Here is a 19,276-nt window from a genome sequence, read left to right as displayed (position 1 = left end):
GGTTTGATGTTGGTGGCCAAAAATAATGGCAGTGCTCACCCGTCAGGGTTTGATGTTGGTGGCCAACAATAATGGAAGTGCTCACCCGGCAGGGTTTGATGTTGGTGGCCAAAAATAATGGAAGTGCTCACCCGGCAGAATCTGGTGGACAAAAATAATAGCAACGAGCTCAGTCACGCTTTCTTGACTGGGACTGGTGGAGAAAAACTGTGAGTGAACGGCTATTTATTCGCTTAGGCAGAACAGCAGAGCAAGCGTGCTCTTGGCTCGTTTGGTCGGAGCAAGAACAGGAAATTATCGCCTCTGGCGAGCTCGCCAATGCTCAAGGTTTGTCGACCTTAACTGAGCGTGCGGGCAATCGTCCCGTCGATGTGTTAGTGCCCGCCGCGGCAATGACGCTCACTAGTGTGCATTTGCCCGAAAAAGGTCAACGCCAAGCCTTGAAAGCCTTGCCTTTTATGCTCGAAGAAGCCTTAGCCGATGATGTCGATGCCATGCATTTTACTGTTGGTCCACGTGATGGTGATGCCTTAAGTGTGGTCGCAGTGGCCCATGAGCAAATGCAGACTTGGCTGAGTTGTTTGACTGAAGCGGGTTTAAAAGTGAAGCGTATTGTGCCTGATTGTTTAGCCTTGCCATTGCAAGAGTGCCAATGGGCGGCAATGAATTTTGGCAATGAGCTATTGCTGCGTACCGGATTAGCTTCAGGCCAGAGCTTACCTCTGCCTTGGTTGCCAATTGCGTTAGAACAACTTAAGCCAGTGCAAGGTGAGGTCTCTGTCGCCAGTTATACCGAGATGGAACTCGAGGGTGTCGAGCTTAAGCCGCAGTCACTCGAGCTACCTATGTTAGTGTTAGCCCGCGGTATTTTGCATGCGCCAGTGAACTTACTGAGCGGCGTTTACACGCCGAAGCGTGAATACAGCAAACAGTTGATGATGTGGAAAAGTGCAGCCATCGTTATTGCCATCGCTTGTGTGCTGGCCTTAGTGAATAAAGGGCTGACTATACATCAAGTCAATGGTCAGGTTGCCGATCTTAAAGCCCAGAGTGAATCCATTTATCAGCAAGTGATCCCGGGAAATTCGCGCATTGTTAACCTACGTTCGCAGATGGAAAGTCAGTTACGTGCATTGCAGGGACAGGGTAGTGGTGCCGAGTTTTTTGCCATGCTCGATGGTTTACAGGATGCCTTTAAGCAAGTGCCTGAACTTAAACCTAATAGCTTAAGATTCGAAAGCGCTCGTAACGAGATCCGCATGCAAGTGAGTGCGAAAAATTACGCGCAGATCGAGAAGTTTAAAGAGATTGTCGGTCGTCGTTTTCAACTCGATGGCGGCACTATGAATAGCGGTGAAGAGCAAGTCACCAGTACCTTAACTTTGAGGAGCAAATAAGATGGATAATTTGCGGACTTGGTGGCAAGGGCTCGCATCGCGCGAGCAGCAGTTAGTAGGCTTTTGCTCGGTATTTTTAGTCATTGGTATTTTTTATTGGGGTGTTTGGACGCCGATTGCCAATGCTGAAGCCGATGCATTACGTAACCTCAATGCACAGCAACAGACGTTGAACTATGTAAAACAAACGGCGAATAAAATAGCGAGTCTTAAGCAGAACGGTGCTAAGCCAACTACGTCGGGCAGTTTAAGCTCAGTGGTTAACCAAACTGCGGGCAATTATGGGTTAGTGATTACTCGCATGCAGCCCCAAGGCGATAAGATCCAAGTGTGGATGGACGATGTTCCTTTTGATGCCTTGTTAGGTTATTTGAGTGAGTTAGTACAGAAGAAAGGACTTTCACTCGAAAGTGTTGATTTGGCTGAGGCCGATGTACCTGGCTATGTCAAAGTGAGACGTATCCAATTAGCGCAATAAATTAAGGTGTAGCTGTGAGTTTGATAAAAAAAGTCATCATAGGCGTACTGATTTATTTAATATTTTTAGTCGTTCTATTCCCCGCTAAGATTGCGATAGCGTTAGCCCCATTGCCCGCGAATATCAGTGTTTCGGGTGTGAGTGGCAGTATTTGGTCTGGCAGCATAGAAACCTTAAGTATGCCGCAGCGCCAGGTAGAGCAAGTGCGTTGGGATCTGAGTCCTTGGGCGCTATTTTTAGGTAAAGTGAAAGTTGATTTTCAAGTGGGCAGCCGCGCAACACCTGTCAGTGCTAAGGGATTAATTTCTTGGTCTATGGGAGGCTTAAGTGCGCAGGGGCTACGTTTCGAAGCGCCGGATAGTTTTTTACTCGGCAATGCAAAACTGCCCTTTAGAACCGAAATTACCGGTGAAGTCAGTTTGTTGGTTGAGACGCTAGAGCAAGGTAAGCCTTGGTGTGAACAGTTGTCTGGTAAGCTGTTTTTGAATCAAACCAATGTTAAGAATCAGTTTGGTAACTATCCTCTAGGTAATATTGAACTCGGACTGAGTTGTGTCGAAGGCAAAGCGCAATTGGCCACAGATGAAACCAAGAACCAGCTTGGTATTGTTGGTACCTTACAGTTAGATGAAGGCAATATGGTGAAGGTTGAGGCTAAGATTAAAGAAACGGCAGAGCAACCGGAAGATATGCGTGAGTCGCTGAATATTTTAGGTAAGCGTGGTGCGGATGGTTATTTCCCTGTGGTATATCAGGGGCGGATTCCAGGGTTATAGCGCTGTTTTAGATGAGCACTTAAACTTAATGTGAGTGCTCAGATGTGAAGGCCGTAATGCGAGAGTTGCGATTAAATGTCCGATCATAAAACAACGCGATGAATAGAAACGAAGGCACCTTAGGTGCCTTTTTTATAGCCTTTTTATCGCGTTAGATCAGTCAGTAGTGAGTGATAGTCGGTAATTGCGGGAAAATCGTGAAAGACTTTGATTGGTTTTTTACTGTCAGGGTTAGCAATCCCCAATTGATGACCCACACCGGCAAGTTTAGCGGCTTTGAGTATGGGTTCGCTATCGTCGATAAAGAGACAGCGACTTGGTTCAAGGTTGAATTGTTTAAACAAGGTCAGCCAAAATTGTGGGTGTTCCTTAGGGTAACCTGTCTCGTGGCTAGAAATCATGTCATCGAGCCCTGCTGCCAGCTCGGTATGTTCAAGCTTTAGGGCAAGACTCTTGGGATGCGCATTGGTCACTAAGATGCGCCGTTTACCCGCAGAGGCCAAGGCCACTAAAAATGACATGCTGTCTTGGCGCAGTTGAATGCGATCCACTAAAGTGCGGTGCAAGCCCATAATGTCGAGCTGCAGTTGCTCCTGCCAATAATCGAGACAGTACCAATCGAGTGTGCCTACGACTTTCTCATAGGCGTTCACAACTAATTGCTGCGCTTCGTTGTGGCTCACACCTTGTTGTCGACTCAATTCCTGCGGTACTAAATTCAGCCAAAAATGATTGTCGAAGTGCAAATCCAATAGGGTGCCATCCATATCGAGCAGAACCGTATCGATAGTCTTCCAGTTAAACATGGGTATTTCCTATTTTTGCAAAACTGAATCACGCTTAGCATTGATTGTTGCACTGCGTAATACTCAGTGATGACGATGATTCGAGTCACTTGTATGCTTAAATCTTTGTGCTAGTCTTGGATGATTAATTATTTTTAGTCTGAAAATTAAGCGGTTGGATATGGATATCTGTTCTTTTGCCCTATTAGCTCAAGTTTCAAACTCCCTTAGTTTACAGCAAGAGTTGAATGCTTTGCTGCAACAAGACTGGTTACCCCATGTAAATCAGCGTGATTATATGGGGGGGTGGGATGTTCTCGTCTTACGCTGTGCTGCAGAGTATCGCGGTGTTCATCCTATCTTGCAAGCCTTCTCAATTTCTACTGGTCAGCACTGGCAAGATTTGCCTCAACTCGAATCGAGCCCTGCGTTATGCCATTTTCTGCAATCCTTAGCCTGCCCAGTGAAATCCGTGCGTTTGATGCGCTTACATGCGGGGGCAGAAATCAAACCCCATAGAGATCAAGGACTCTGCCTAGAACAAGGCGAGGCAAGATTACATTTGCCACTGCAAACGAATGAGCAACTCAACTTTTACGTGGACGATAAACGTGTACCCATGCAGGCCGGAGAGCTTTGGTATATTAATGCCGACCAAGTCCATTGGGTTGAAAATAAAGGGCAGGATGCGCGGATCAATTTAGTGATTGATTGCGAGGTCAACACTTGGTTAAGGGAGTTAATCGATGCTGCAAAGATCAGAGCTTGAATTAGGGCATAGTTTGGATGTAGCTGTATTAACTCAGTTTGCTAATGCGCTACTGCTGTCAACCTCAGCAGGGGAGTCTAAACGGCTCATTGATCCCATGCTGAAGCAGTTGTGCCAAATAGCGGCAGTGGAGTTACACCCCGAGTCTTTTTTGGATACTGAGGCGAGCCATACGCCTTTTGGTAAGGCGGTGTCATTCACTACCGCGGCGCAGTGTGCCGAAGATCCCGAACGGGGTCGAGTCTTTATACAAGGGATTTATCAAGCAATACAAGATCGTCTAAAGGCTCATCCCGGGCAGATTGTGAACATCTTATATGCGGGGACTGGGCCTTTTGCTTGGTTATTATTACCTCTGCTGCCGTTATTTTCTGCGAGTCAAATTCAAGTGACCTTGCTCGACATTCATCAAGCCTCGTTAGATAAAGTCACCAAGCTTATTGAACACTTTGATTTGGCTGATCGTGTGGTGGAGAGTGCCTGTGCGGACGCCACGCTTTGGCAGCCAAATACAGTCGTAAAGTTTGATGTGATTCTTTCCGAAACCATGAAGCACTTGTTGCAACAGGAGCCGCAAGTGCAAATTTTTACCCATTTACAGGCGTATCTTGCAGATGATGGTGTGCTCATCCCGCAAAATATTGAGTTAGACGCTTGGCTTGAGTGTCGTACTGTGCAGGATTTTGTGGAGACGCATTATTTAGGACCTTTGTTTGCACTCAACCTGCAAACTGCGCGCTTACTTGCCAGTGGAGACCGTAGCTTCTTGGCTGGTACTTTACTGCTCCCCGATTTCACCCCGAGTGCGGTAACGCTTAAGTTCACGACTTCCGTTCAAGTCTATGGTAATTCCACGCTGAGCGAATACCAATCTCAACTCACGTTACCTCGATATCGACGTGAACATTGGCTTAAGCCACTCTCATGCCTTGCTTTTCGATATGAGCAGGGTACTCATCCCGATTTTGTGTTTGATGTTATAGAGCAAAAACCAGTGCTGGTGTCGAGTGACGATCTGAGCTGCTTAGGCATTTATCATTTGCAGCGGCTTTGGCAAAAGATACAGCTACGCAAACGGGGAGTGCCATTCACTGAACTGGCTAATGAATGGCACTTAGATAAAACCTTGCTGGATCTTTGTGGAATAGGGCTAGAGCCGGGTCTAAGAGCTTTATATCAAAACGATCATCAGTCAGCTTTTGTTGCTTACATTCAGCAAATCGCCAAGCTGACAGCCGCGGATATTGCAGGGATTAATCAGCAATTAGGCGCTATTTTCCATGGATTAACGCCATCGGTCACTGTACCAGAAGTCGAAGACTTCAATTCAGCGGAGGTTGAAGACTCAAATCCGGCGGCAGTACTCAGTGAGTCACAACTCAATTTTTGGCAAAGTGAAGGCTACTTAGTGATCCCGCAAGTACTCACGGCAGAGCAATGCGCCGCAACTCGAGATTTTATTTGGCAGCAGTTAGGAGCCAATGAACAAGATCCCACCACTTGGTATCAACCTCATGAGTTTATGCAGAAAATCATGCTACAACTGTTTCGCCATCCGCAACTAGATGCGAATCGACAAGTCTCCAAAATCCGTCAAGTGTTTGAACGGTTGTGGCAGCGAACTGATTTAGTTATGACAACCGATAGAGTCAGTTTTAATCCACCTGAAACGCCAACTTGGCATTTCCCCGGTCCGGATATGCACTGGGATATGCCGCTACAGCTACCCGTTAAGTTTGCGACTCAAGGGTTAATTTATTTAACCGATACCAGTGCCGAACAAGGCGCATTCTGTTGTGTCCCCGGATTTCATCTCAAGATAGAGGAGTGGCTTCTCGAACAGAACAAGCCTGATATTGAGCTTCAGCAACAGGATTGGCATCGCTGGCAAGTAAAACCTATAGCGGCTAAAGCGGGCGATTTAATCATTTGGCACCATGCCTTGCCCCACGGCGCCAGTCCTAATCGTGGGACGTTACCGCGTATGGTGCAATACATTAACTTTTACCCTATGGCTTCCTAATGGTTGATTTTAAAGAACAACAGCAACGCTATTGGTTGTTAGTTCATAATCCAGCCGCCCTGAGGGAGCTTGGCAAGGTTATGACTCTCACCAACTTTTGCCAATATTTGCGGCTTTTTTGGTACTTACCAGACTGTGGCGATGATACGTTACTGGCCATCTTGCATACTGGTAATCGACAAAGGATAGAGCCGGATTATTCACTCTTCTGCCAGTTTTGGGCGCCAGCAGACTATGACCCTAAACGCAGAGTATTAGAGTGGATGTCCGCCGCAGAAAAACCGATTCATCCTTTCTACTCGGAGCATATTTCTGCCGTGCGGGGTCAGTTATTGTCCGCCTTGATCAAACCCCAAACTGCTCTGTTACCTGCGCCAAATCTTTCTGGGCTAGTAGAACAAGTGCAGCCTGCCGGATTTATATTTCACCTCTCTCGCTGTGGATCTACCTTAGTGTCGCGCAGTTTTGCGGGGTTATCTAAATGCAGGGCGTTATCTGAATCGCCTTTGCTGACTCAAGTGCTATTGGATAGGAACCTATCAGACACTGAAAGACGCGCAGCTTTAATATTTTGCATTAATACCCAAGGTCAGTTGTTTCATCCTGAACAGCATTTGTTGATTAAATGGAATGCGTGGGATTTGCAGTTTTGGCCATTGATCCTATCACTTTATCCTCAAGTTCCCGTGTTATTGCTACTTAGGGACCCCGTCGAGATCTTAGCCTCACAGCAAAAGTCTGCTGGATATCATATGGTGCGACAACCGTCTCGACCTTTATTCCGTGAATTATCAGTACCAGAGGAGGGGGAGTCGATACTGGATTATCAATGTAAGGTATTGCGCTTGTTATTGGGTTATGGGTTAGAGATGAGTCAGCGTAACCAAGTGATGGTCGTGGATTATCAGGAGTTGTTACCCGCGATAGCGAATAAAATCGCAAACTGGTTTTCGTTGGCTCTCTCTAAAGAAGAGTGCAGCCAAGTCGAACAATGTCAGTTAATACATGCTAAAACAGCCACGCAGCCCTTTGTAGCAGATTCACAATCTAAACAAAGTTTTTTTTCGGCTAAGCAAAAAGAACAGATCCACCGTTATTGTAACTGGTCTAATCTTCACCTTTTTGAAACTAAAGGTTAACATAAATCTTGTATTTTTGTGTGATGTGAACTAGCTTTAGCCAACTATCTATATTAAAAAATATCAGCAAGTTAACGTTTTTATTCTAGGGATGGAAAATGCAACCATGTACTTCCAAGTCGTTAGCCTTTTTTATTCTGCGAACGCATTTCCCTGAGTCTCTCTTTAAACCTGTCATTCGATTTGTCGAGTTTTTTGTCCGTTAACCCCGAGATGCCACGACGAATTAAAGAACTATAAAGCGCTGTTAGAGTTACTTACTACAGGGAATGTATTTGATGGTAGAAGACATAGTATTACCTAAAGCCTATTCATTGCGTTATGCGTATAAAAATGACGATGCTTTTGTATTTTCACTATTTTGTTCTGCAAGGACGGAACTGTCTCTATTACCACTTCCCCCACAGCAACGAGAGTTGTTAGTGCAACAACAATACCGCTTACAGCAAGCGGGTTACGCAGCCCAATATCCTCAAGCCATGACTCTGATCATTGAGTATCAATCAATTTCTATTGGCAAAATCATACTTAATCCATCGACTAACGGTGTGCATATCGTCGACTTTGTCATCGCACCGCAATTTCGTGGCTATGGTTATGGTTCAGTCATTTTGGACTCGGTAAAAGCCTATGCCCAAGCAAAAGAGGCGAGTGTGAGTCTGAGTGTTGATCGACAAAATATGCGTGCCAAACAGCTATACCTTCGCTTGGGTTTCTTACCTTTTGAAATATCACCTACTCAAGAGTGGCTATCGTGGCCATCACCATAGGTAGTGTTGTTTGAGGGAAGAGGAAAGCATGTGTAATCAAACAGATGATGTATAGATAGGTTTATTTTTATTAAGGAGTCATGGATGTCTGATTTTTTTCTCGGAGAAATTAAGCTTCTCCCATACAACTGGGCACCTAAGTATTGGACTTTGTGTGCAGGGCAATTATTGCCCATCAACACCAACCAAGCGCTTTTTTCACTCTTGGGTACGACCTACGGTGGCGACGGTATCAATACTTTTGCGTTGCCGGATTTACGTGGCCGCGTACCAGTTCACTCTAATGTTAGTGCAGGTTTGCCTCAGGGCAGTAAGGCGGGTGTTGAAAATGTAACCCTAGTACCTAACAACCTGCCAGTACACAATCACCTTGTGATGGCCAGTTCTACGGCGGGCGATACCACGTTGCTTGCAGGCAATAATATTGCCACCGCCAAAAATGCAGCAGGTGAGGTCAATTTGTATGGGTCCGCTGCAAGTTTACAAGCGTTGGACCCTGCAACTGTATCCAGTACCGGCGGCAATCAAGCCCATGAAAACTGTCAGCCTTCACTGGTAATGAATTATTGCATTGCCACTCAAGGCATTTACCCTTCACGTAACTAGAGGAGAATCACTATGGATCCTTATATCGGTGATATCCGTCTTTTTGCGGGTAGTTTTGCACCTAGAGGTTGGATGTTGTGCGCTGGTCAGCTATTAAGTATTAGTGAGCAAAGCACTCTTTTCGCAATTATCGGAACCACTTATGGTGGTGATGGGGTAACAACATTTCAATTGCCGGATTTGCGCGGTCGCCTTCCGGTTGGGCAGGGTAATGGCCCTGGTCTGACTCCCCGTGTTATCGGTCAGCAGTTTGGTGTTGAATCCATTACCTTATTAACGCCGCAAATACCTTCACACAGCCATAGTTTGTCGGCGAGTACTGCAAGTCCCTCCACATCACCTAGCCCTATGGGTAATGTCTTTGCCCACAGTAATACCGATAATATTTATGCTCCTTTGCCATCTAGCGGTGCCGATCCCCAAGTTATGAATGCACTCAGTGTGCAAGCCTCAGGGGGAACACAACCACACAATAACATCATGCCTACTACAGCGATAAATTACATCATATGTATTGAAGGCATTTTCCCATCGCGTAATTAAGGAGCGAAATTATGGATCCATTTATAGGTGAAATCCGTTTGTTGCCATTCAGCTTCGCTCCCCACAATTGGGCGCTGTGTAATGGCCAAATATTGTCAATCGCAAGTAATACCGCGTTGTTTTCAATTATCGGAATTACTTATGGTGGCAATGGTACAACCACGTTCCAATTGCCTAATTTGCAGGGGCAGACCGTAGTTGGTGTAGGTCAGGGCCCCGGGCTGAGAACCTGGGATTGGGGCGAACAGTTTGGTGAAAATGGGGTGACGCTGATCTCCACTGAAATGCCAGCACACAACCACACGCTGACCGGTTTGAATAATCAGGGGACTTTGCCTTCTCCGGCAGCGAATACCTATCTTGCGAAGGATGGACGTGGTGGTGGCATAGTCAACTATATGCAGGCAGCACCAGGTACATTAAATACCACTATGGCACCACAGACTTTAGGTCTAAATGGTGGTGGTCTACCCCATGAAAACCGTCAGCCATTTATCGCATTGAATTATTGTATTGCCCTTTATGGTGTATTTCCGGCACGCAATTAATTGATGAATGATCCCGGCATGTTTGTCGGGAAGTTTTTAATAAATATTTTTAATTAGTAAGTCACATTAATGCCAAACAAATTACATTTTATTTCAGGTTTACCGCGTGCTGGCTCGACGCTGCTCGCAGGTATACTTCGGCAAAATCCACGCTTTCATGCGGCTATCAGTAGCCCTGTAGCGGGGCTTGTGAATGGTGCCCTCGAACAAATGGGGGCAGGTAGTGAGTCCTATTCATTTTTCGATGAACATAAACGTAAGGTCATTTGTCGGGCATTAATTGATGCTTATTACCAAGATAAAAATCATCCGGTTATTTTCGACACCAACCGTCACTGGACTGCCCGTCTACATCAATTGGTAGAGTTGGTTGATGATTTTAAAGTGATTTGTTGTGTGCGCAATCCGGCTTGGATTATGGATAGTTTTGAAGTGATTTACCGTAAAAACCCATTTGATTACAGCCGTATGTTCAATGCGGCCTCGCGTCAGACTGTGTATAGCCGCTGCGAGTCATTAATCAATGCTGGTGGTGCGGTTGGAAGTGCATGGACCGCACTCAAGGAAGCCTATTACGGCGAGTTTTCTGATCGCTTGCTATTAGTGGATTATGATCTGCTTACCCAGCATCCGGCACGCACGCTGGAGTTAATCTATCGTTTTATTGGCGAACCGCAATTCGATCACGATTTTAATAATGTCGACTATGCTGAAAATGAGTTTGACCACAATCTTGGGGTCAAAGGTTTGCATAGCGTTAAGCGGAAAGTGGAATACAAAAGTAGGCGCAGTATTTTACCGCCTGACTTATTTATGAAGTATCAAGAAATGGACTTCTGGCTGGATAGTACTGGCACTGCAGCCAATATTATTGCAAGTAAAAAACCTGTAGCACCTAACGCAAAAAATGAAGGGAATCACTTATCATGAGACACGCACTGCTTAGTGGGCTTTCCTCGCTGTTATTACCATTCGGACTCTATGGTGCTGGTGCTATTGCAGCGCCGAGTTATCAGCGATCCTATTTGAGTTCATCGATAAGTGCATCGACCGATCTATTATTGCGTTCAGACACCTCTCTACCACAGGATCTAATTGATTTATCAGGCGATCAATTGGATATCCAGAGTGCACATCCGGTGCGTGAGCTGGTGATTGTTGATGGTGCAGTGGCTGAAGCTGATAAATCGGTATTGCGCCGCGCCCTTAAACCTAGAGTTCAATTGGTAGAGTTAGATTCTTCTATCGCTGGATTACCGCAATTAATTAATGTACTTGATGGACACAAAAATCTCGCTGCTATTCATGTGGTCTCCCACGCACAAGCGGGCGCTATTTTGCTCGGTAATTCACGTATTACTCCGGAGACAATCCAGCGTGAAGTGTTGGCATTTGCCGCGTTAAAAGGCGCGGTGCGTGAAGGTGGCGATTTATTATTTTACGGTTGCGATCTGGCCGCGAATGACAGCGGTGAAGAGTTGCTGGATATCATCAGCAATAACACAGGTTTGGATATTGCCGCCTCCAATAATTTAACCGGCAATGCCGAATTACAAGGCGACTGGGATTTAGAAGTTACCCGCGGAAATATTGAATCTACTTTGGCGTTTTCTGAAAAAGCATTAAGGGATTTTTCAGGGGTGTTAGCGCCAATTGTAAATGGCACTTATGGTTTTGTAGGTTGGAGTGGGCAGGCAACTGCACAGCTCAGCACAACTCATTTCAGATTAACCGCTAAGGGTGGTGATGGCGTCACTCAAAATCTAGCTAGTAGCATTGGCAATTTTGCTTACATGCATGGTGGTGAGACTAGCACTAACCATTATTTTTATTTGCGCGCAGATGGTACCAATACCACTGCATTTGAGTTAACGGGATTAACGGGAGGCGAGGCTGCTGATCCTGCCTATACAGCTCAATTTACTAATCTGCGTATTGTTGGTTACTTGCAGAATGGCGGAACTGTTACCTCCTCGACTGTTAACGGAAGCGGAGTTAAAGAGACCTTTACCTTTGCACCAGGACAATTGGCGTCTTTTTCGGGCGTTAAGCTAAAAGGCTTTAAATTGTTTTTTGATTGTGCCAGTGCTTGTAATTCTTCAACGGATGGCCCCGAGTTCTTTGAGTTTTATGGTTTCACCGTCGCGAATGCAATAGATACTCCTCCTGCCAACTCTGATGCCACCCTCATCGCAGCTGGTGGCGTTGTTGAGCCTATTGGTCTTGCCACCACCATTGATTCGGTCGGCGAAGCTGTGGATGTTTTTGACTTCACCATCAGCGACGGTGGCACCTCTGATGGTCTTGCGACCACAGTGTCTCAAATTGTTGTCAACGTTAGTGGCACCAGTACTGATGCCGAGCGCAGTAAAATTACCTGGCGCCTGAACGGGCCGGATGCCAGCAATGTGACCGGTACTTACAACGCTGGTGCAGATACTATTACCTTCTCTGGCCTGACTATGTCCGTTGCTGACGGGGGCAATGAAACTTACACGGTTAATGCCTATTACAACGACAATACGACGCTCACAGAAGATCGCACTATTATTTTGAGTGTGGATGGCGATACCAACCTCACGGTCGGTGGCAGCGGTACGCAAATGGAAAGCGGGCAGAGTGCTGTCACCAATGGCAGCGGCACAACCCTTGATGTGGTCGCTAGCCAGCTAGTCTTTACCACCCAGCCTGCGGGTTCTGTTTCCGGCGCGGCATTGACGACCCAACCTGTTATTGTGGCGCGTGATGCGTTCGGCAATACCGATGTGGACTTCGCCGAAACCCTTACCTTGACCGAGTCCAGTGCGGGCACCTTAACCAACGCTACTCAAGCGGCGACCGCGGGTGTGGCGACATTTAGCAACCTGACTTATACCGCCACCGCCGATCAGCAAGCATTCACTCTGACCGCGAATGATCAGGATGGCGTTGGTTCAAATTTGCCGACTGTTGATGGCAATTCTGTAACCTCAGATGTAGTAGCCACCCAATTGGTATTCGATACTCAACCTACACCTACTAGCGTCATTAGCGGTCAGAACACAGCTTTCTCTACTGTGCCAATCGTATCGGCACGCGATGCAAACAGCATTGTGGACACGGGTTATGCTACAGGTATTACCTTGGCGGAAGTTAACGGTGCGGGCAGCGCGACGATCACGGGGACGGGAGATACCGATGGTAATGGTGCCACAGTGTCTATCACTCCCAGCAGTGGCGTATCCACTTTTACCAGTATGCAAATTACCTACACCAATTCTGGCGCGGGTAGTGAAACTTTCAATTTGCGCGCATCTTCTGGTGGTTTAACCACGGCAGATAGCAGTCAATTAACGGCGTCAACCACACCGACAGTAACCGATGGCAATATCAGCATTTCAGGGGGGACAGGGTCTGGGGGAGCCTTCAAAATTGGCGATACCGTCACTGTGACTTGGAATAATACCGCTGGCGGCAATAATAATGCCGGAATCACAGGTGTGACTGTCGATTTCTCGCAATTTGGTGGTGGCGCCGCTGTGGCTGCGACGGATAGCAGCGGAACCTGGACGGCAACTTATACTCTCACTTCTGGTGCGATTGATGCCTCCAGTCGTAATGTCAGCGTGACCGCAACCAATGCCCAAGGGGACACTACTACTGCTGACACAACCAATGCCGTTGTGGATAACGTTGTGCCAGTTGTCACAGATAACCGTCTTAGCATCAGTGGTGCCACTGGTACCGGAGATGCCTATAAAATTGGCGATACAGTAACCGCCAGCTGGAATAATACTGCGGGTGGCGATAACAACACCGACACTATCAGCAGTGCTACTGTGGACTTTTCTGCATTTGGTGGCGGTGCTGCAGTGGCGGCGAGCAATAGTAGCAGTACTTGGACAGCAACCTACACTATTACCTCAGGTGCTATTGATGCCACAAACCGCAATATCAGTCTTACTGCGATTGATAACGCGGGCAACACTACAACAACTGCAGACACCAGCAACGCGACAGTCGATAGTATTGCGCCATTGGTATCCGATGTGAATATCGGCATTTCCGGCGGCACTGGTACTGCGGGCGCTTATATCGCCGGCGATACAGTCACGGCTACCTGGAATAACACCGCTGGTGGTGATAACAACAACGACACCATGAATGCTGTGACTGTTGACTTCTCCCTGTTTGGCGGCGGTGCAGCTGTCGCGGCAACCAATAACAGCGGTACTTGGACGGCGATTTATACCTTAGTTGCAGGCGCTATTAATACCACTAATCGTAATGTGTCAGTCACTGTAACGGATAATGCAGGTAATACCAGAACTCAGGCAGATAGCAGTAACGCCACTGTGGATAATGTGGTGCCAGCGGTAACGAGTGTTAGCGTTCCGGCCAATGCGACTTATGGAGAGGGGCAAAACCTCGATTTTACCGTCAATACCAGCGAAGCTATTACTGTTGGTGACACGCCGCGTATTGCATTGACGCTCGGTGCATCCACTGTGTATGCCAGTTATCTTTCCGGTACTGGCAGCAGCGCATTGACTTTCCGCTATACAGTGCAAAGTGGCGATCTCGATACCGATGGGATAGCGATCGCGGGATCGATAGAAGCCAATGGTGGCACCTTAAAAGAGAGTTCTGGTAATAGCTTGAGCTCAACCTTAAATGCAGTCGGAAGTACCTCGTCTGTCTTAGTGGATGCGATAGCGCCTACTGTGAGTAGCGTCGCGGTCCCTGCGGGTGATACTTATGTGGTTGGAGAAACCTTGAGTTTTACGGTGAGCAGCACTGAAAATGTAACTGTTAATACGGTCGGTGGTACGCCGCGTATCGTCTTGACTATTGGCGGAATAACCCGTTATGCCCCATATATCAGTGGCTCCGGAACCTCCAATTTAGTCTTTAGTTATACAGTGCAGTCTGGTGATAACGATACCGATGGTATTGGCTTGGCATCTAGCGTTGATGCCAACGGGGGAACCTTGCTTGACGGTGCGGGTAATAATTTAGCGCTTACGCTTAACTCGGTTGGTTCTACTACCGCGATTCTCGTGGATACAGCCACGCCAACAGTACAGAGTTTTAACCCCTTAGATGGCGATGTTGGGGTGGCAGTTGGTGCCAATTTTGTGCTGACCATGAATGAAAGTATTCAACTCGGTAGCGGTAATATCGTTATTTACAACACCGACGATGTGCCCGTAGCGACGATTGATGTGGGTTCACCTGCTGGACAGTTAACGATAACGGCGGGTGTGTTGACTATTAACCCAACCGCTAATCTAGTGGAAAATACCAGTTATTACATTCAAATCGCCAATGGGGCTATTACTGACTTGGCGGGTAACCTTTACGCTGGGATTAGCAATAAAACCGATTGGAACTTTACCGTTGCCGATGTTACACCGCCGGTGGTGACTGGGATTGTCGTAACGGGATCACCCGCAGTGAATGCGGCTAGCCTAGTGTTTACTGTGAGTTTTGATGAGGTAGCGAGCAATCTATCTGCCGATGATTTTGTGCTCACGGCAACAGGCTCGGCAAGTGGCAGTATTGCCAGCGTTTCTGCGGCATCTGGAACAAGTGTTGATGTGACTGTGAATACTGTGAGCGGCACTGGTAGCCTGAGACTCGATGTCAAGGCGAATTCCAATATCCAAGATGCTTCCGGTAACGGTAATGGAACCAATGGCTATACTGCCGCTTATACCGGTGGCGCAAGTCACACAGTCGATCGCGATGCGCCTTTAGCACCTTCGGGACTCGATCTTGCCACGGCTTCCGATTCCGGGATCAGCAGCACAGATAATTTAACCAGCGATACCACTCCGACACTCACAGGCAACGCTGAGGCGAATAGTACTGTGACGCTCACGAGCAGCATCGATGCTGTATTGGGTACCACAACTGCAGATGGTTCTGGAAATTGGTCGTTTACCACGCCGCCATTAACCAGTAATTCCGCGCATAATATTACGGCTACTGCGACCGATGTTGCGGGCAATACTGGTGCGGTGTCAACGGCACTTGCGCTTACGCTCGATACACAAATTCCCTCGATAACCAGCTCGGCTCCTGCAGGAGGTGCCGCAGCGGATGCCAGTGTGATATTCAACCTCGCTTTTAGCGAATCAGTGAATAGTCTGACGACGGAAGATTTTGCTCTGGCGAGCACAGGCACTGCATCTGGCACTATTTCGAGCGTTTCCGCTAGCTCTGGAACGGGTGTTGCCGTCACTGTTAATGGCATATCGGGTACGGGTAGTCTGAAGGTAGGCCACACAACGAGTGATATTGTTGATGATGCGGGTAATGCACTCGGTGCTTATAGTGCCGGCACTGCACACTCTGTCGATACGGATGCACCAACTATTTCGGGTGTCAGTTTTGACCAGACGTCGGTTACTCAGGCAAATCAAAGTGCGATTAGCTTGACCTTAGCGAGTGCGGAGGCCGGAACCAGCGCGAATTACACTATTACTGGTAGTTCAGGCACGCCTGTCACAGGATCTATTGCGGTCGCAAGTGCGTCACAACAGATCGTCAATATAGACGTGAGCGGCTTAGGAGATGGCACTCTGACAGTGAGCCTGACCCTGACCGATGCGGCGGGCAATGTTTCTAGCCCTGCCGTGACCAATACCATATCGAAAGATGCTGCAGTGCCTACTGTGGATGTCGTCGCCGTTAGCGATGGGCATTATGGTGTCGGTAGCACTATCGATATCACGGTCACCTTGACCGAGGATGTGACTGTTTCTGGCACGCTTTCTACTCTGTCGATCGATATCGATGGTGTGGCTCGTCAGGCTGTGTTTGTGTCTGCGGCGAGTGGTGTGCTGACCTATAGATATACAGTTCAAGCGGGTGACAATACGGGGGCGAGTGGGTTAATTGTCGATGCTAATGGCATAGCGCTAAATGGCGATACCATGCGGGATGCGGGTAGCAATGATGCCGACCTAAGCTACAGCCAGTGGAGCAGTGTCGATGTGATTGTCGATACGACGGATCCCGTTAATCCTATAGTGACGACACCTTCAAGCGCTATGAGCACCAATCAGGTAACGACATTGGTCAGCGGTACGCACGCTGAAGATGGGGTGACAATCAGCCTCTATGCCGACGTGAATAATGACGGTGTTGCCGATAACGCGACTGTGTTGGATGACACTATTGTGGTGGCGGGCGCTTGGACCCTGAGCGCCGGATTATCGACGGACAGTGACAATAATTTTGTCGTGGTTGCAAGCGATGCTGCGAGTAACGTTTCAGCCCCTCAGAATGTCCCCACTATTACTCAAGACGCCACAGCACCTGTCGCACCTTCTGCACCTGATCTCGATGCGGCAAGCGATTCAGGTGTGAGTTCAACGGATAACATCACCAAGAATACGACTCTCGTACTAACGGGCACTGCAGAGGCCGGCGCCGGCATTGTCCTTAGCAGCCATCTTGATGGAGTGCTTGGCACTGTTAACGCAGATGGGAGTGGTGACTGGAGTGTCACCGCGACGAACGTGAGTGCTGGAACCCATAGCATCACAGCCGTTGCTACTGATATTGCAGGAAATAGCAGTATCGAATCGAGCGCCTTATCTGTGACCCTTGATACGATCGCACCCACTTCTTCTGCAATTGATAATCAAAACATTCAACCTGGTGAGAGCTCATCGGCACTCGCATTTACCATTGCCGATGATGTCACCGCTGCGGCAGATATCCTAGTGACGCCGGCTAGTTCAGATACTTCGGCGGTTCCACTTGCGGATGTTGTGCTGGCAGGAAGCGATGCTAATAGAAGTGTGACTGTGACTGCGTTGGGATCGGGTACGAGTACCATCACCTTGACGCTCGAAGATGATGCGGGCAATACCAGTACTCGGAACTTCGATGTTGTGGTGAATAGTGCGCCCACTATTTTGGGGACACCTGCGACCAATGTAGCTCAAGGTACATTTTATAACTTCATGCCCACCGCCGCAGACGCGGACGGTAATAGTTTAGTCTTTGATATTACGAATCGACCTTCGTGGGCGAGCTTTAATACAGCGACGGGGGCATTGAGCGGTACGCCGAGCAATGCAGATGTTGGTACGACGACGGCAATTGTGATCAGTGTGAGTGATGGAGTGCTCAGTGCGAGCCTGCCCGCTTTCAATCTCACAGTGACGAACGTCAACGATGCGCCGACGATTAGTTCAACGGCCATCACAGCTGCCACTCAAGATGCGGCGTACAGCTACAGCTTGACTGCTACTGACTCTGATACTGGCGATAGCTTAACCTTGAGCGCAGTGACCAAACCGAGTTGGTTGAGCTTCACTGCGGCGACGGGTTTACTCAGTGGTACGCCAGGCAATGCTGATGTGGGCAGTCACGCTGTGTTACTGCGGGTGACGGACACGGATGGCTTAACGACAGAGCAAAGCTTCAGCATCACAGTGACCAACGTCAACGATGCGCCGACGATTAGTTCGACGGCGATGACGGCAGCGACCCAAGATGCGGCGTACAGCTACGCCTTGACTGCAACTGACTCCGATACCGGCGACAGCTTAACCTTAAGCGCAGTGACCAAACCAAGCTGGTTGAGTTTCAACGCGGCGACGGGTTTACTCAGTGGTACGCCAAGCAATGCGGATGTGGGCAGTCATGCGGTCACCTTACGAGTGACGGACACGGATGGCTTAACCGCTGACCAGTCCTTCAGCATAACCGTCACCAACGTCAACGATGCGCCGACGATTAGTTCGACGGCGATGACGGCAGCGACCCAAGATGCGGCATACAGCTACAACTTAGTGGCCAGCGACTCTGATACTGGCGACAGCTTAACGCTGAGCGCAGTGACCAAACCAAGCTGGTTGAGCTTCAACGCGGCGACGGGTTTACTCAGTGGCACGCCGAGTAATGCGGATGTGGGCAGTCATGCTGTTACCTTACGAGTGACGGACACGGATGGCTTAACGGCTGAGCAAAGCTTTAGTATCACGGTCACGAACGTCAACGATGCGCCGACGATTAGTTCGACGGCGGTGACGGCAGCCACTCAAGATGCGGCGTACAGCTACAGCTTGACTGCAACTGACTCCGATACCGGCGACAGCTTAACGCTGAGCGCAGTGACCAAACCAAGCTGGTTGAGTTTCAACGCGGCGACGGGTTTACTCAGTGGTACGCCGAGCAATGCGGATGTGGGCAGTCATGCGGTCACCTTACGAGTGACGGACACAGATGGCTTAACGGCTGAGCAAAGCTTTAGTATCACGGTCACGAACGTCAACGATGCGCCGACGATTAGTTCGACGGCGGTGACGGCAGCCACTCAAGATGCGGCGTACAGCTACAGCTTGACTGCAACTGACTCCGATACCGGCGACAGCTTAACGCTGAGCGCAGTGACCAAACCAAGCTGGTTGAGTTTCAACGCGGCGACGGGTTTACTCAGTGG

13 protein-coding genes are annotated in these 19,276 nt (G+C 48.3%); 12 read left to right on the top strand and 1 reads right to left on the bottom strand.

Annotation, left to right across the window (positions count from 1 at the left end):
• The first annotated feature begins 209 nt into the window (after positions 1 to 209).
• From gspL to KFE26_RS14265, 3 genes are read left to right on the top strand one after another with little or no spacing between them, the layout of a single operon-like run.
• Positions 210 to 1,397 carry a type II secretion system protein GspL gene (gene gspL, locus KFE26_RS14275; RefSeq protein ID WP_212600804.1) on the top strand — a complete coding sequence of 396 codons (1,188 nt, stop codon included), beginning with the start codon at positions 210 to 212 and terminating at the stop codon, positions 1,395 to 1,397.
• 1 nt (position 1,398) lies between these two features.
• Complete coding sequence (locus KFE26_RS14270; RefSeq protein WP_105251002.1) at positions 1,399 to 1,875, top strand: type II secretion system protein M; 477 nt, start codon at positions 1,399 to 1,401, stop codon at positions 1,873 to 1,875.
• 14 nt (positions 1,876 to 1,889) lie between these two features.
• A complete protein-coding gene (locus KFE26_RS14265; RefSeq protein ID WP_173497004.1) occupies positions 1,890 to 2,651 on the top strand; it encodes a type II secretion system protein N in 762 nt (253 codons plus the stop codon).
• A gap of 143 nt (positions 2,652 to 2,794) precedes the next feature.
• Here KFE26_RS14265 and yrfG read toward each other — a convergent pair whose 3' ends face one another.
• On the bottom strand, positions 2,795 to 3,457 hold the full coding sequence (yrfG, locus tag KFE26_RS14260) for a GMP/IMP nucleotidase (RefSeq protein WP_212600803.1): 663 nt from the start codon (positions 3,455 to 3,457) through the stop codon (positions 2,795 to 2,797).
• A gap of 160 nt (positions 3,458 to 3,617) precedes the next feature.
• On the opposite strand from yrfG, the gene KFE26_RS14255 reads away from it, so the two are divergent.
• From KFE26_RS14255 to KFE26_RS14215, 9 genes are all read left to right on the top strand, one after another.
• Positions 3,618 to 4,205 carry an aspartyl/asparaginyl beta-hydroxylase domain-containing protein gene (locus KFE26_RS14255; RefSeq protein WP_212600802.1) on the top strand — a complete coding sequence of 196 codons (588 nt, stop codon included), beginning with the start codon at positions 3,618 to 3,620 and terminating at the stop codon, positions 4,203 to 4,205.
• Entirely contained in the window at positions 4,183 to 6,228 is a 2,046-nt protein-coding gene (locus tag KFE26_RS14250; protein ID WP_212600801.1) for a phytanoyl-CoA dioxygenase family protein, read from the top strand. The genes KFE26_RS14255 and KFE26_RS14250 overlap by 23 nt, the downstream gene beginning before the upstream one ends.
• A complete protein-coding gene (locus KFE26_RS14245) occupies positions 6,228 to 7,367 on the top strand; it encodes a sulfotransferase family protein (RefSeq protein ID WP_212600800.1) in 1,140 nt (379 codons plus the stop codon). Before KFE26_RS14250 ends, KFE26_RS14245 begins: the two co-directional genes overlap by 1 nt.
• A 278-nt stretch (positions 7,368 to 7,645) precedes the next feature.
• The gene (locus KFE26_RS14240; protein WP_212600799.1) at positions 7,646 to 8,137 is read left to right on the top strand and encodes a GNAT family N-acetyltransferase; all 492 of its coding nucleotides are present in this window, start codon (positions 7,646 to 7,648) and stop codon (positions 8,135 to 8,137) included.
• Between the two features lie 84 nt (positions 8,138 to 8,221).
• Positions 8,222 to 8,743 carry a phage tail protein gene (locus KFE26_RS14235; protein ID WP_212600798.1) on the top strand — a complete coding sequence of 174 codons (522 nt, stop codon included), beginning with the start codon at positions 8,222 to 8,224 and terminating at the stop codon, positions 8,741 to 8,743.
• Positions 8,744 to 8,755: 12 nt separating this feature from the next.
• Positions 8,756 to 9,286, top strand: a complete 531-nt coding sequence (locus KFE26_RS14230; RefSeq protein ID WP_212600797.1) for a phage tail protein — start codon at positions 8,756 to 8,758, stop codon at positions 9,284 to 9,286.
• An 11-nt stretch (positions 9,287 to 9,297) separates the two neighbouring features.
• Complete coding sequence (locus KFE26_RS14225; protein ID WP_113941567.1) at positions 9,298 to 9,834, top strand: phage tail protein; 537 nt, start codon at positions 9,298 to 9,300, stop codon at positions 9,832 to 9,834.
• Positions 9,835 to 9,903: 69 nt separating this feature from the next.
• Positions 9,904 to 10,764: a sulfotransferase gene (locus KFE26_RS14220; RefSeq protein WP_212600796.1), complete on the top strand. Its 861-nt coding sequence runs from the start codon at positions 9,904 to 9,906 to the stop codon at positions 10,762 to 10,764.
• The coding region (locus KFE26_RS14215) for a putative Ig domain-containing protein (protein ID WP_212600795.1) at positions 10,761 to 19,276 on the top strand (8,516 nt) is incomplete at its 3' end. The genes KFE26_RS14220 and KFE26_RS14215, both read left to right, overlap by 4 nt.

The sequence above is a fragment of the Shewanella sp. M16 genome (assembly GCF_018224605.1).
Taxonomy (GTDB): Bacteria; Pseudomonadota; Gammaproteobacteria; order Enterobacterales; family Shewanellaceae; genus Shewanella; species Shewanella oncorhynchi.
The sequence above is the reverse complement of the archived record's forward strand: the minus strand, read 5'-3'. Positions and strand labels throughout refer to the sequence as shown.